Source organism: Agrobacterium sp. fls2-241-TYG-188a (assembly GCF_030209845.1).
Window position 1 is genome coordinate 817,520 of record NZ_JARVRD010000001.1, and the last position, 14,309, is coordinate 831,828.

A 14,309-nucleotide genomic window follows, 5' to 3' on the forward strand; every position below is an offset into this window, starting at 1 on the left:
ACAGATCATCCTGAAAACTCCGTCTATAGATGTCCTTAGTTTAGGAGACACCGAAATGACGGACACGACTTTGCAGCTCGACAAACCAATCACCGATTTAGAAACAGAAGAACAAAGCACATGGACGGCAGCGACCTGGCTTGCCGTCCTTTCCATGGCCGCTACCAGCTTTGCTCTGGTGTCGGCCGAGTTTCTGCCAGCCGGACTCTTGACGCCGATGGCGCGCGACCTGGGCATCAGCGAAGGGACAGCCGGGCAGGTCGTCACGGCCACGGCCTCCGTTGGCGCGATTACGGCGCTATTCAGCAATGTCCTGATCGGTAGATTGAACCGCAAGACAGTTTTGGTTGCTCTTACCGCACTCGCAGTCGGATCTAACATCCTTGCCGCTACGGCGAGCGAATTCTGGTTGTTGTTGGTAGGTCGAGCCGGATTGGGCATTGCACTGAGTGGCTTCTGGGCGCTTTCGGTTGCCGTCGTTGCAAGACTGGTGGGCACCAATGCAACGGGCCGCGGCATGGCGATCGTCACCCTCGGCGTTTCCTTGGCCACCATAGCTGCGCCTTCCATGGGAGCCCTGATCAGCGACTGGCTGGGTTGGCGAACGGCGATGGGGTTAACTGCCGGACTTGCCGTCATTGCCATGGTGATGCAGGCGGTGAGCCTGCCATCCCTGCCTGCCAGCACAAGCAACAGCCTGATCGACGTGCTCAAGCTGACGCGGCGACGCGGCGTTCAGTTGGGCATGTTAGCCATCCTTTTGCTTATGACCGGACATTTCGCTGGCTCGATCTATGTACGACCATTCCTCGAGCAGGTGACGTTGCTCGATACGCAATCAATCGCCCTCGCCCTGCTCGGTTTCGGCATCGCCTCCGTTGTCGGCAACGTCGCTGGTGGCAGGATGGCAGATGCCAGTATCAGCATGGCGCTCGTGGTCACCGCTGCACTGATGGCGTTGGCGGCAATCACTCTGGTCATTAGCGGTGCTTATGCTGCTGTCGCGTTCACTTTGGTCGCGCTCTGGGGCTTCGCCTTCGGCATGGCGCCAGTGGTGCTACCAACCAACCTGTCCCGCAGCGCACCTGATGATCTCGAGGCGGCAGGCAGCCTGATGGTTGTTTCCTTCCAGGTCGCAATCAGCATCGGGGCGGTTGTCGGTGGTTATGTCGTGGATACATACGGTGCCGCAGGGCCGCTGACCCTGACTGCCATCCTCGCGGCCGCGACCGTCGCGCTGGCGCTCGTTCAACCCCGCAGTTGACGGCTTGGCTTGAAGCAAGTGACCCTCATCAGGACAAGTCGATCTTGTCCTGATGTATGAGCTTGGAGCACATCTGCTGCCTCCAGGAAGCCCGGCCGGATTACAAAGACCCCAGCGCACTTCTGTTCAGCAGCTTTGCCACCCAGTCCACGAAAACGCGAACCTTGTTCGTCACGTGTCGCGTCTGCGGATAGACGATATAGATGGGCATGGCCTCGCTTTTCCACTCGGGAAGGATTTGGACCAGTTTGCCCTCCTTTATCTCCTTCCTGATGGAGAACGGCACCAGTTGCCCGACACCCATCCCAGCGAGAATTGCGTTTTGATAAGTACGGGCGTCGTTGGCGGAGACGATGTAGCGGGGGGTGATCTCCGTTGAGCGAATACCATTATCGAAGGCCATGCTCATGACTTGTCCTGCGCTGGCATTGAGATATCCAACGCAGTAGTGATCGATCTCAAGGTCTTCCGGCTGCTGGGGTATGCCGAAACGTTCGATGTAACCGGGTGATGCGCAGGTGATGAAATCGAGTTCCGATACTTTGCGGGCAATGAGCGACTGGTCGCGCAGGGTCCCTACCCGCAAGGCGCAATCGACGTTTTCTGCGATATAATCGACCAGCCGGTCTCCGACGCCGATATCGAGCCGAATCAGAGGGAAGCGCTCGTGAAAATCGCAAAGGTTTGGAATGATGATCTCGTCGGCAAAGACACCAGCCATTTCCACACGAAGGCGGCCCGATGGCTGGACGTTGGCGTTGGAAAGGCTGCTGTCCAGTTCATCGATTTCCGACAGGATCTGGGTCGCGCGTTCGTAATAAAGCGCACCGTCCGTTGTGACCATAACCCGGCGCGTTGTCCGGTTCAGAAGCGTGGTCCGCAGATGCGCTTCAAGCCCCTGCACCATGTTGGTGACCGTGGTCTTTGGAATGTTGAGAGCGTTGGCAGCCCGGGTGAAATTCCCTGTTTCCACCACCCGTGCAAACACACGCATCGCCGCTAACTGATCCATTGTTGGCCTTTTCGTTCGATTGTCCGTGAATTTGGAATAGTGTTTTCAATTTTGCCCGCTTGTGCAATTTATCTCGAACAATAATATCTAATTCAGAAATTGCTGCAAGACCCGTTGCAAACGGGTCGCGAAGGAAACGAAATGAACACGCAGTGGCAGACGATCGAGAGCAGCGGGGCAACACAGCCACCCTTGTCCGTTCGTATCTACAAGGGTGAAGGTGAAAACCGGACGCCGCCGCTCGTGCTTTATCTTCGTGGCGGTTCTTTTCTGGAGCAAGGCGCTCGCTGTCCGGAGCTTCCGGTTGCACGAGCACTTGCCGACAAGGGTGCAGTCGTCATCGAAGCGGATTACAGCACAAGCTCGTGCAACGAGTTTCCAGCTGTCATCGATTGTGCGTTCGAGGCCCTGAATTGCCTGAGCAACAGCCGCAAGCAATATGGCAGCGCAAAATCGCTGCTGTTCGTTGCGGGTGAAGAGGCAGGCGGCAATGTGGCAGCCGGTCTGGCGCTAAAGGCGCGAGACAGGATGCCGGGAAAATTGGCAGGGCAGATTTTGCTCTCACCGATGATCGATCCGCTGATGGCGTCCATGTCCTTTCGGGATGCCGACAAGATCGGTATGCGGCAGCGCTGGGCTGAGGGCTGGAGCCGGTATCTGGCAAAGGCCTGCGGAGTGGCACATCCCTATGCCGCCCCCTGCCAGTGTACGCGGCTCGACCGGGTGGCACCGGCATTGATTTTTACAGCCGAGGACGATCCTCTGCATGACGAGACCGTCAATTACGCCGGTCGCCTGAGTGATGCAGGAATACGCGTTCGGCAGCATGTTTTCCCTGCCGGTTCCGGCTGGACGGGGCTTTATCGCGGTGAAGGTGGCACATGGCTTTCTGCTGTCTGCGCCGAGTTTGCGGATTTCGTTCAAGACCTGAAGCATTAGCATTCATTACACCAACTGATCGGCTTCTGATGAGGCCAAGGAGTATCCCATGACGCTCAAGAACAAGCGCCGTGCCCTTGCGGGTGCCGGCATCGGCCTTGCCGTGTCCGTTGCAGCAGCGGCATTTCTATTCGATCTTCCCATGACTACGGGTGCCGTGGCAGCATCCGCTCCTGCAGAAACGCCGGCGATTCCTGTAACCGTCGCCACCGTTGAAAGCCGTGACATCACGCATTGGGAGCAGTTTTCAGGCCGTCTCGAAGCGGTAGAACGCGTCCAGATCCGCTCCCGTGTCGCGGGCCAAATCCAGGCAGTCCATTTCCGTGAAGGCGCATTGGTCAAGGCCGGTGATCTCCTCTTTACAATCGATCCCGCACCGTATCAGGCAGCGGTTGCCGGTGCGGAAGCACAGGTTGCCTCTGCACAGGCCAAGGTTGGGCTCGCCACAACCGAGCTTGAGCGCGGTCGCCGCCTCTCGGACAACCGCACCATCTCGCAAAGCGATCTCGACCAGCGCCAGAGCAATGTTGCGGATGCCGAAGCACAGTTGCGGGCCGCCCGTGCCGCATTGACCACGGCGCAGCTCGATCTCAGCTATACACAGCTTCGCGCACCAGTCTCCGGACGCGTTGGCAAGCTGGATATTACCGTCGGCAATCTGGTTGCCGCCGGATCTGCCTCGCCAGCGCTTACGACACTGGTATCGGTCGACCCGATCTATGCCAGCTTCAACGCCAGCGAAGAGATGGTTACCAAGGCGCTGTCGCAATTGCCCGTATCCGATGGCGCGCTTCAGGCCTTGGAGCAAATCCCGGTCGAAGTCGGCACGCTTGCCGATGAGGGCACGCCCATCAAAGGCACGCTTCATCTCATCGACAATCAGGTCGATGGTGCAAGCGGCACCATCGGGGTGCGCGCCGTCTTTGCCAACACGGATGGACGCCTGATCCCCGGCCAGTTCGTGCGGGTGCGCCTGGGTGAGCCGAAGTCGGAAAACCGCATCGTCATCACCGACCGCGCCATCGGCACCGATCAGGACAAGAAGTTCGTCTTCGTGGTGGATGGCGAGAATAAGGTTAACTACCGCCAGATAAAGCCCGGCGCAGCCGCAGATGGCCTGCGTGTGGTGGAAAGCGGCCTTGCCGCAGGCGACAAGATTGTCGTCAACGGTTTGCAGCGTATTCGCCCCGGTGCCGTTGTCGCTCCGCAGACCGAAGACAAGGTCGCAGCCTCGCAATAACATTCCGGCGGGCCTGCTCCCAAGGGGTCCGCCGTCCCCATTGATCAGAACAGGAAACGAAGACCTGCCGGTGGCAATTGCCGCCGGAGCGGTCCTTCGCGTCCAGATTTTCACCCGGAGAGGGCTAAATCATGAACATCTCCAGATTTTTCGTAGACCGGCCGGTCTTTGCCGGCGTCCTATCGGTCCTTATCGTGGTCGCTGGCCTTATCGGCATGCGCGCGCTTCCGATTTCCGAATATCCGGAAGTCGTGCCACCTTCCATCGTCGTGCGCGCCACCTACCCTGGCGCCAACCCGAAGGTCATTGCTGAAACGGTTGCAACACCGCTTGAAGAGCAGATCAACGGCGTAGAAGACATGCTCTACATGTCCAGCCAGGCGACTTCGGACGGCGTCATGACGCTGACCGTCACCTTCAAGCTGGGCACGGACCCGGACAAGGCGCAACAGCTGGTCCAGAACCGTGTTTCGCAGGCAGAACCTCGCCTGCCCGCCGAAGTCAGAAGCCTTGGCGTCTCGACCGTCAAAAGCTCGCCCGACCTGATGATGGTCGTGCATCTGGTGTCACCCGGCAATCAGTATGACCTGACCTATCTGCGCAACTACGCCGTCCTCAACATCAAGGACCGTCTGGCGCGCATCGAAGGTGTTGGCCAGGTGCAGATTTTCGGTGCCGGCGACTATTCCATGCGCGTGTGGATCGATCCGCAAAAGGCGGCTGAGCATAATCTTGCCGCCAGCGACATCAGCAACGCCATCCGCGAGCAGAACGTGCAGGCCGCGGCCGGCACGATCGGTGCCTCGCCAAGCCTTAACGGCGTTGATCTTCAGCTGAACGTCAACGCTCAAGGACGCCTTTCGACACCGGAGGAATTTGGTAACATCATCGTCAAAAGCGGTGCGAATGGTGAAATTACCCGCCTTCGTGACGTTGCCCGCGTAGAACTGGGTGCAGCCGATTACGCGCTGCGCTCGCTGCTGGATGGCGAATCTGCCGTGGCCATTCCCGTCTTCCAGGCGCCCGGCTCCAACGCGATTACCATCTCGGATCAGGTTTCGGCGACCATGCAGGATCTGCAGAAGGCCATGCCAAACGGCGTGAAATACGAGATCGTCTACGATACGACGCAATTCGTCCGCGCCTCCATCGACAAGGTCATCGACACCCTGCTGGAAGCCATCGCGCTTGTCGTCATCGTCGTCATCCTGTTCCTCCAGACATGGCGCGCCTCGATCATCCCGCTCATTGCCGTCCCCGTATCCATCATCGGCACATTCGCGGTGATGTATGTCTTCGGCTTCTCGATCAATGCACTCAGCCTCTTCGGTCTGGTGCTTGCCATCGGCATCGTGGTGGACGACGCCATCGTGGTGGTGGAAAACGTCGAGCGCAATATCGAGAACGGCCTGTCTCCCCGCGATGCGACCTACCGCGCCATGAAGGAAGTCTCCGGCCCCATCATCGCCATCGCGCTGGTGCTGGTCGCCGTCTTCGTGCCGCTTGCCTTCATCTCGGGTCTGTCGGGCCAGTTCTACCGCCAGTTCGCCTTGACGATTGCGATTTCGACCGTCATCTCGGCCATCAATTCTTTGACGCTGTCTCCAGCGCTGGCTGCCTTGCTTCTCAAGGATCACCATGCGCCTAAGGACTGGCTGACCCGTGGGATGGACAAGGTGCTTGGCGGCTTCTTCCGTGGCTTCAACCGTGCCTTTGGTGCGGCCTCGAATGGTTACGGCAGGAGCGTCGGCGGCTTGCTCAATCGCAAGAGCATCGTGATGCTGGTCTATGTGGTTCTCGCTGGCGCGACCTATGGCATGTTCAATGCCGTTCCCGGCGGCTTCGTGCCCGCGCAGGACAAGCAGTATCTGATCGGCTTTGCCCAGCTGCCGGATGCCGCAAGTCTTGATCGCACGGAAGATGTCATCAAGCGCATGAGCGACATCGCCATGCAGCAGCCTGGTGTCGAACATGCGATTGCGTTTCCTGGCCTATCCATTAACGGCTTCACCAACAGCTCCAATGCGGGCGTCGTCTTCGTGGCCTTGAGCCCGTTCGAGGAGCGCACGACACCGGAACTATCGGGCGGCGCCATTGCCATGGCACTGAACCAGAAATTCGGCGCCGTTCAGGATGCTTTCATCGCCATGTTCCCGCCACCGCCGGTTAACGGTCTTGGCACAACGGGCGGTTTCAAGCTGCAGATCGAAGACCGGGCGGGCTTCGGATACCAGCAGCTGGACGAGGTGACCAAGGCCTTCCTTGCGAAAGCCTATCAGACGCCTGAACTGGCCGGTCTGTTCTCCAGCTTCCAGATCAACGTGCCGCAGCTTTATGCGGATCTGGACCGCGCCAAGGCCGAGCAACTCGGCGTTTCCGTCACCGATGTTTTCGAGACGCTGCAGATCTATCTCGGCTCTCTCTACGTCAACGACTTCAATGCCTTTGGTCGCACCTACAGCGTGCGGGTACAGGCTGACGCGAAGTTCCGTTCGCAGGCGGAAGATATCGGCCAGTTGAAGGTTCGCTCGTCGAATGGACAGATGATACCACTCTCGGCACTGCTGAAGGTGGATGCAACAACAGGACCTGAGCGGACCACCCGCTACAATGGCTTCCTCTCTGCCGATATCAATGGCGGTCCTGCACCGGGCTTCTCTTCCGGCGAAGCGCAGGCAGCCATAGAACGCATCGCCAACGAGACCTTGCCATCGGGTATCGCTTACGAGTGGACGGATCTGACCTATCAGCAGATCCTTGCCGGAAGCTCGGGTTTCCTCGTCTTCCCGCTCGCTCTGCTGCTGGTCTATCTGGTGCTTGCCGCGCAGTATGAAAGCCTCACATTGCCGCTCGCCATCATCATGATCGTGCCCATGGGCGTGCTGGCGGCCATGACGGGCGTCTGGTTGACAGGAGGTGACAACAACATCTTCACCCAGATCGGCCTCATCGTCCTTGTAGGACTATCGGCGAAAAACGCGATCCTGATCGTGGAATTCGCCCGGGAACTGGAGTTCGAAGGCCGCTCGCCGGTTGCCGCAGCCATCGAAGCAAGCCGCCTTCGCCTGCGCCCGATCCTGATGACGTCACTCGCCTTCATCATGGGCGTGGTGCCGCTGGTCATCTCCACCGGTGCTGGTGCGGAAATGCGCTCGGCCATGGGTGTCGCCGTGTTCTCCGGCATGATCGGCGTCACGATCTTCGGCATCTTCATGACACCGGTCTTCTACGTCCTGGTCCGAAAACTCTCCGGCAACCGCCCGCTGATCCAGCACAAGGAAGAACCTGCCAATACCGACTATAAGATGCACGAAGCCGTTTGATTGCTGAATCATGAAAAACCAAGCCCCGGGACAAGACGTTCCGGGGCTTTTGTTTTGAACGCCGGCCAGTCTTTCTGGGCTGAGAGACGGGCCGCAGCTCACATCCCGCCAAATGCGCCAAGCAGTAGGCTGCGTAACTCATCCATTCGCGGTTCACCTCTCGCTCCAGATACCGTCATGCCATCCGTGAAGCCAGCCTCCAGAAACGGGGCCAGAAGCTTCGCGTCGTCCGCGACGATATGTACAGGGACGGCTCTGGATGCGCCGGGGCCGGTAATGATGGATGCGGGCTGGTGATCTCCAAGGATGATATAGATGGCGCCCCGTCCCTGCCGCGCCATGAAATCTCCAAGGGTTGCAAGGGAATAATCGATGGTCTGGATATATTGCCGTCTCACACGATCGGGATTGGCCCAGACTACGGAGGGAGGATCGCCGCTGGTTGCCTGCTCGTCGAAAGCTGAGCCATCGCCCACCTCGTTCCAATCAATGAGTCTGGGCACTGGTGTCCAAGGCGCGTGGCTGGAAATGAGGGCAATTTCTGCCATGACGTTCTGCCCGCGCTGATGCGCAGGCTTTATCGCCAGCCGATCAAGCGCAGACAGGGTATACTGATCCGGCATGGTGACCCAGTTGAACGGCTTGCCCCGATAGTCGAGGTCAGATGCCGCCAGGATCTGGTCATAGCCGAAATAGTTGGCCTCCGGCCATGCCATCGTGATTGCAGGCATGACTGCCACACTGTGCCAGCCAGCTTCAGAAAACAGCCGGTTCAGGCTCGGTTGTCGGCTGATCATCAATCGGTCGTAACGGGCCTGACTATCGACCCAAAGGCCGGACAGCAACGTGCCGTGCGCCAGCCAGCTTAACCCGCCCACTGTTGGAGACGTGATCCAGCCGCTGGCAGACTGGAGACCGACCGCTTGGATTTGCTTCTCGATGGCGGCGAGCCTTGGCGACGTTACGTCTTTATATTGCGAATCCTCGACGGCAGATCGCCCGTAGGATTCCACAAAAATAACGTAGATGTCCTTGCCCTTCACGGCTTGAAAGAGGTTTTGCCCGTTTTGCGGACCGATGCCCTTTGCCAGTTCCTTTTCAAAGACCCGCATATCCGCAACAGAGCGGACAATAAGGTCGAGCCTGGAAGAAAGGTAGGCGGGCGTTGCGAACGTGACCTGTGGCGCTCCGAGCAAAAGCAGACAGCCAGATGCAGCCGTGACGAGGGCAAAGGTTCCAGCCAGCAGGTGCAGCAGGCGTTGCGGGGCTTGGGTCATCCACTTCAACGACTTGAGAAACAGGGCTGCCACCAGAAGGATGAGGAGTGCACCGCAAATCAGAGCGACAACGGCTGCTGCAGTGCCTATCGTACCGGAAATCAGGTTCCAGCCATCGGTCAGCATCTTCAAATCGAGATAAGGATTGAACTGTCTCTGAAAGGCGCTCTGGACGCCGATATCTGCGACCTTCAACAACAAGACGAGAAAAACGATGAAGCCGGAGACAAAGACAATTGTACGTCTGAGCCATCCCCGCGATATCAGCACCAGAAGAGCGATGAGAGGCCATTCCAGCGGCAGGCGGGCGAAGTTGCTTGCACTTAGGGTGTCTGGATGGTCAGGCAGCGTGAAGGCGACAAACGCGGTTGCAGAGAATAGTAGAGCGCCAATCAACGCTTTCAAGGTAATGTGATCCCATCCTGCCCTGATTGTGCTGCTCACTTCGATCCGCTCCTCACTATGTTATGCAAAGGTCTGCTAAATAACCGCAGAGAATATAAGGGCCTCAACGCTTGAACACACTGCGCATAATAATATCGGTCATAACGCTGATCGCGCTTGCCGCTATTATCGTCCAGACTGATCTGTCGGCACTCGAGCAATCTCTGTCGCGCATCTCGTGGGTAGCGATCATCGCCTGTCTCGGATTGGTGCAGGTGCAGATTATCGTCTCGGCGTTGCGGTGGCGGTTTACCTCCCAGCGGCTGGGGCATCACATAGCGCTGCCGATGGCAATCCGGGAATATTACGTCGCAAGCTTTCTCAACCAAACTCTGCCCGGAGGAGTGACGGGCGATGCCATAAGAGCGTGGAGAATGCGTGGCGATGAACCTGGGGCCTGGAGGCAACCCGCTAAGGCGGTTCTTTTTGAAAGACTGTCCGGCCAGATCGTGTTTTTCGGGCTGGCATTGATTGGGCTCGCTGTCTGGCCATTCGTGACCACGAGCAGTTTCGGCCAGTATACCAATCATTATGTCTGCGTCGGCGTCGCGTTGAGCGCGATCGCTTTGATCGTTGTACTTCTGGTGAAGCGTAAGGGAGCGGTCATAGGCACGCTCAGTGAAGAGCTTTTGGAGGTCTTTCTTCGGCGAAGGGCTTGGCTTTTTCAGGCAGTCACAAGCATCGCCATTCTTGCCAGCTACGTAGGTGTATTCTTTATCGCCGCGACGGCTACAGGATCTGACTTGCCCTGGACTGCGTGTCTCACGATCATCCCCTTCTGCCTCGTTGCGATGTTGATACCAACCGGCTTCGGGGGATGGGGGACACGCGAGGCAGCGGCCATGGCGCTCTGGCCCATGCTCGGCGCATCGTCCGTCGACGGACTTGCCGCCAGCATTACCTACGGATGGCTGTCGCTTGCGGGAGCAGCGCCGGGAATCGTCTTTCTCGCAGCGGCTGCCTTTCGAAAGCGGCCAAGCCATGCGTGACACCGATTTCACGCGCGGCTGACCCTGGCGTAGACATCGCCCGATAAAGCGTCTTGCGGCATCGCTTTCAGTTCCGCGAGGATCTCTGCGCCGGTTTTCCAATCCGGAGATACAAACCGATGCGTTTCACCCTCAACGCGATTGAACCGGTAGTCGGCAAGTGCCTGCAAAACAGCGATGGCCTCAGATGCAACGGACGGCATTGCGGGAATATATTCGAAAGCAACGAGATTGATCGGCCTCGTGAGACCGGAAAGCACTTCCGCTTCCGCGCCCTCCACATCGATCTTGCAAAAGGCTGGCAGGCCATATGTATCAATGAGGTCATCCAGCGTTTTCATGGGCACGGTAACTTTCCGATCCCATTCGACGTGGGCAAAGCCTGCACTTTGCTTTACGGCATCGACAAAGCTTCCCGAAACACTTGTCACGGTGGGATGGCGGCTGGAAATCAACAGTTCCACCTCGCCCTGCCGCCGACCAACCGCTACACGTTCGAAACCCTCAAGCTCCTGGCCAAGACGTCGCTCCACGAAATCAGCGAACAAAGGCTGCGGCTCGATTGCCACGACTTTGGCACCGATGTCTAAGAGCGTCCGCGAGCGGCTGCCAACGTGAGCGCCGATATCAAATGCGAGTTCACCGGGAGCGACAAGAGAACGGTAAAAGCGTTTCAGTGCGTATCGTCGCCATGGCTGGCCATAATAGACGACGAGGGAACGAGCGAGTCCCAACGATGAAGAGAGGCTGTCGGCAGTTTTCATATGCCCACCCGCCGCCGTGTGAGATAGACAATATCCAGTGTAAAGGAATAGGCCAGCATGGCGAGGGCGATAGCCGCAAGATAGCCGGACAATGGCACCGTTACTGCCGGAACGAGTATCAGGCAGAGGACCGACACCTGTACGACGCAAACGAATTTTCGTCTGAGTGAAGGTGGCAAATCAGCGCTGAGAAAGGGTGCAACCCAGCCTGCAGCGACGAAAGCGTATCGCATGAGCCCTATCATGAGCACCCAAGCGCCGGCTTTATCCAGCATTGCAGCGGCGACAGAGAGGATGAGGATAAGTAGAGCATCCACCTCCATATCGAAGCGAGCGCCGAGTTCCGATTCCTGATGATATCGCCGTGCGAGATAGCCATCTATGCCATCCAGCGAGAGTGCAAGCGCAACGACGCCAACGAGTATCCAGAGAACCGTGTCGGCGTTGTGCAGGCTTTCGAAACACAGGACGGTAGCGCCGGTGAGGCAGACAAGCGTGGCCCGAAACGCTGTGACGATGTTCGCGTATCCAAACCGTCGATGCGGATAATCCGGCAGAAGATATACGACAAAGCCGAAAACGATGGATAGAGAAAGGATGGCGGCCGCGACGAAGTCCCATCCGAGAGACATTTCGGTGCGAACCAGTAGCGCGACGATGATTGTTCCGAGCATCAAATAGCCAAGATGCCCGAGCGTGTTTTGCACAAGCGGCCGTCTTCCCTTGAGGCCGCCAGGTACCTCACCATGGATCAGTGCCATTCAGTCCTCCCTACGACCGCATTCACTCGGCCGCAACCAATGCATTGAGATCCATGAGGTGACCAGCACGTAGTGTTTTGGTACGAAGGTAGTTCTGGTTTTCCAGGGTCACCGTACCATTTACCGCAGCGCGGGCATCGACTTCGATACCACCTGCCCTCAGCCCGTTGATCTTCGTTGGATTGTTCGTATAGACCGCGACCTTGGTGATGTTCAAATGGCGGAGAATTGCGACCGCCGCTTCATAGCGTCGGTGATCGTCTGCCAGACCGAGTTCGGCGTCAGCGTCAATCGTATCCAGGCCCTGATGCTGATAGCCATAGGCACGCATTTTTGCGCCAATGCCGGTGCCGCGTCCTTCCTGATCGAGATAAAGGAGCACGCCGCCGCCCGCCTGTTTCAACAGGGCCAGACCGTTACGAAGCTGATCGCCGCAATCGCACTTCAAGGAGCCGCAGAGATCGCCCGTGATGCAGGACGAGTGGATACGGATTGGTACCGTTCGTGACACGTCGGGTTTGCCAACAATGACTGCAACCTGGTCCTTCTGGGCAAGACCGCCGCGGAAGACGACAAATTCGGAATCTCCAAGATCCTTGAGAGGGACCCGGGTGCGCACCACCTGTTCGAAGCGCTGACGCGCTGTCTCCGCACCCTTCAGCCGTGCAGCGGATACCTCACAGCATCCGGCAAAATCGTCCTGGAAAGCCGAAACGTCGGCCAACACCATTGCGGGGAGAAGGAGAGCTGTCCTTGCCAGCTCTGCTGTTTGCGACGCCAGCTCATCTGCCTCCATCCATGTGTCCGGCTTGTCCGCGCCGAGCACATAAGAGAAAGTGGACGCCTGCTCAAAACTCACACCAGCGAGGGGCGCCAATATGTCGCCGTTGCCGACAATGCCGAGCCGGGTGGCGCGGGGCGCAGTGAGGAGCAGTGAGTGCGTGTCCCTCGTTGCCTCGGCGAACTGATCGTATAAAGACGGCGTGACAGCGTCGAGTGCCATGACGGCGATCTTTCGTTCACCTGATGACATGAGGACAGGGCGACCGTAGCGAAGCTCAGCAACGGCGCGTTCGACCTCCATCTCAGGAGTTGCAAGTCGGAAAGCTGACTGGTTGATTGGCGGCATATGACATACTCTCCCTAAGCTTTATTGTTTTTTACGGAGAGGATCGCATCTGGATTTCTCTCGCGTCATAAATTTATTTTGGCAGTGACCACGGAACAAAACGCGCGTCTCGGCAATACGCTCCATTCAACACGCATTAATCGGGATCACCCTTTTGGCATCTCCTATCGGCACCGCCACACAGTCCGGACACACCCCATGCCGGGCACTTTGGATCGAGCGCGCAGAATATTGTGAATTGAAAGAGGAGCAGCTCAGGCAACGCCGCGATAATGAGGTGCTCGTACGCACTCTTTACACCGGTATCAGCAGGGGTACGGAAGCGCTGGTGTTCAAGGGCGCCGTGCCCAGCACCGAATTTGAGAGAATGCGTGGCCCCCATATGGAAGGCGACTTTTCGTTTCCCGTCAAATACGGTTATTCCTCCGTCGGGATTGTGGAAGAAGGGCCAGCCGACGTGGTCGGCAAGACCGTCTTCTGTCTTCACCCTCACCAGAACGCCTTCGTTACGGCGAAGGACATGGTCACTGCATTGCCGGAGAAGCTTCCGCCCGCTCGGGCCGTGCTCGCCGCCAATATGGAAACGGCGCTCAACATCGTGTGGGATGCTGTCATTCAACCCGGAGACCGCGTTGCGGTCTTTGGCGGTGGTGTTGTGGGCACAATGGTCGCCAATCTCTCCAACCGGATTGCAGGGACGGAAACTGTCCTTGTCGATACCAACCCAGAGCGTCGTCATCACGCAAAAGCCATGGGTTTAGCCTTCATAGAGGCCGAAAATCTGGAGGGGGAATTCGACGTCCTCATCAATGCTTCGGCATCCGGCGAAGCACTTGCGCAGGCCATCCATCATGCAGGAATGGAAGCGCGCATCGTGGAGGCCAGCTGGTACGGCGACAAATCCGTCACGATCCCGCTGGGCGGCAGCTTTCACTCCAGACGGCTTTCGCTCGTGAGTTCGCAGGTCGGTTCCATTCCCAAATTACACAGCGCGCGTTGGACGTTCGGCCGGCGAATGGCGAAAGCACTTGAACTCCTCCTCGACGACACACTCGACCACCTGATTTCCGGCGAGACAGCCTTTGCTGATCTGGCGGGCGATTACCCACGTATCCTGTCATCACAGGACACGCTTTGCCACCGCATCCATTACTGAAGAAAGAGAGA

11 protein-coding genes are annotated in these 14,309 nt (G+C 58.0%); 6 read left to right on the forward strand and 5 right to left on the reverse strand.

The features are described from left to right. Positions 1-55: 55 nt before the first annotated feature. Positions 56-1,264: an MFS transporter gene (locus tag QRN85_RS03510; RefSeq protein ID WP_284757219.1), complete on the forward strand. Its 1,209-nt coding sequence runs from the start codon at positions 56-58 to the stop codon at positions 1,262-1,264. 100 nt (positions 1,265-1,364) lie between these two features. Here the strand turns inward: QRN85_RS03510 and QRN85_RS03515 are convergent, their stop codons facing one another. After that, positions 1,365-2,276, reverse strand: coding sequence for a LysR family transcriptional regulator (locus QRN85_RS03515; protein ID WP_112962368.1), 912 nt, complete (start codon positions 2,274-2,276; stop codon positions 1,365-1,367). A gap of 141 nt (positions 2,277-2,417) precedes the next feature. On the opposite strand from QRN85_RS03515, the gene QRN85_RS03520 reads away from it, so the two are divergent. From QRN85_RS03520 to QRN85_RS03530, 3 genes are all read left to right on the forward strand, one after another. Further along, on the forward strand, positions 2,418-3,215 hold the full coding sequence (locus tag QRN85_RS03520) for an alpha/beta hydrolase fold domain-containing protein (protein WP_062587796.1): 798 nt from the start codon (positions 2,418-2,420) through the stop codon (positions 3,213-3,215). A gap of 49 nt (positions 3,216-3,264) precedes the next feature. After that, the gene (locus QRN85_RS03525; RefSeq protein ID WP_284757218.1) at positions 3,265-4,455 is read left to right on the forward strand and encodes an efflux RND transporter periplasmic adaptor subunit; all 1,191 of its coding nucleotides are present in this window, start codon (positions 3,265-3,267) and stop codon (positions 4,453-4,455) included. 131 nt (positions 4,456-4,586) lie between these two features. Further along, positions 4,587-7,778: an efflux RND transporter permease subunit gene (locus QRN85_RS03530; RefSeq protein WP_062587800.1), complete on the forward strand. Its 3,192-nt coding sequence runs from the start codon at positions 4,587-4,589 to the stop codon at positions 7,776-7,778. 98 nt (positions 7,779-7,876) lie between these two features. Here the strand turns inward: QRN85_RS03530 and QRN85_RS03535 are convergent, their stop codons facing one another. Continuing rightward, positions 7,877-9,499: an LTA synthase family protein gene (locus QRN85_RS03535; RefSeq protein ID WP_284757217.1), complete on the reverse strand. Its 1,623-nt coding sequence runs from the start codon at positions 9,497-9,499 to the stop codon at positions 7,877-7,879. A gap of 71 nt (positions 9,500-9,570) precedes the next feature. Between QRN85_RS03535 and QRN85_RS03540 the strand changes: the two genes are divergently transcribed. Then, the gene (locus tag QRN85_RS03540) at positions 9,571-10,488 is read left to right on the forward strand and encodes a lysylphosphatidylglycerol synthase transmembrane domain-containing protein (protein ID WP_284757216.1); all 918 of its coding nucleotides are present in this window, start codon (positions 9,571-9,573) and stop codon (positions 10,486-10,488) included. An 8-nt stretch (positions 10,489-10,496) separates the two neighbouring features. Here QRN85_RS03540 and QRN85_RS03545 read toward each other — a convergent pair whose 3' ends face one another. From QRN85_RS03545 to ribA, 3 genes are read right to left on the reverse strand one after another with little or no spacing between them, the layout of a single operon-like run. Beyond that, complete coding sequence (locus tag QRN85_RS03545; protein ID WP_284757215.1) at positions 10,497-11,252, reverse strand: FkbM family methyltransferase; 756 nt, start codon at positions 11,250-11,252, stop codon at positions 10,497-10,499. Continuing rightward, complete coding sequence (locus QRN85_RS03550; RefSeq protein WP_062587804.1) at positions 11,249-12,013, reverse strand: CDP-alcohol phosphatidyltransferase family protein; 765 nt, start codon at positions 12,011-12,013, stop codon at positions 11,249-11,251. The genes QRN85_RS03545 and QRN85_RS03550 overlap by 4 nt, the downstream gene beginning before the upstream one ends. Before the next feature lie 22 nt (positions 12,014-12,035). Then, entirely contained in the window at positions 12,036-13,142 is a 1,107-nt protein-coding gene (ribA, locus tag QRN85_RS03555) for a GTP cyclohydrolase II RibA (protein WP_284757214.1), read from the reverse strand. Between the two features lie 154 nt (positions 13,143-13,296). On the opposite strand from ribA, the gene QRN85_RS03560 reads away from it, so the two are divergent. Then, the gene (locus QRN85_RS03560) at positions 13,297-14,298 is read left to right on the forward strand and encodes a zinc-dependent alcohol dehydrogenase (protein ID WP_284757213.1); all 1,002 of its coding nucleotides are present in this window, start codon (positions 13,297-13,299) and stop codon (positions 14,296-14,298) included. The last annotated feature ends 11 nt before the right edge of the window (positions 14,299-14,309 follow it).

Excerpts from the sequence above, each read along its gene's own strand:
- QRN85_RS03510 (WP_284757219.1), top strand. The coding sequence starts at position 56 with ATGACGGACACGACTTTGCAGCTCGACAAACCAATCACCGATTTAGAA.
- QRN85_RS03515 (WP_112962368.1), bottom strand. The coding sequence starts at position 2,276 with ATGGATCAGTTAGCGGCGATGCGTGTGTTTGCACGGGTGGTGGAAACA.
- QRN85_RS03520 (WP_062587796.1), top strand. The coding sequence starts at position 2,418 with ATGAACACGCAGTGGCAGACGATCGAGAGCAGCGGGGCAACACAGCCA.
- QRN85_RS03525 (WP_284757218.1), top strand. The coding sequence starts at position 3,265 with ATGACGCTCAAGAACAAGCGCCGTGCCCTTGCGGGTGCCGGCATCGGC.
- QRN85_RS03530 (WP_062587800.1), top strand. The coding sequence starts at position 4,587 with ATGAACATCTCCAGATTTTTCGTAGACCGGCCGGTCTTTGCCGGCGTC.
- QRN85_RS03545 (WP_284757215.1), bottom strand. The coding sequence starts at position 11,252 with ATGAAAACTGCCGACAGCCTCTCTTCATCGTTGGGACTCGCTCGTTCC.
- QRN85_RS03550 (WP_062587804.1), bottom strand. The coding sequence starts at position 12,013 with ATGGCACTGATCCATGGTGAGGTACCTGGCGGCCTCAAGGGAAGACGG.
- ribA (WP_284757214.1), bottom strand. The coding sequence starts at position 13,142 with ATGCCGCCAATCAACCAGTCAGCTTTCCGACTTGCAACTCCTGAGATG.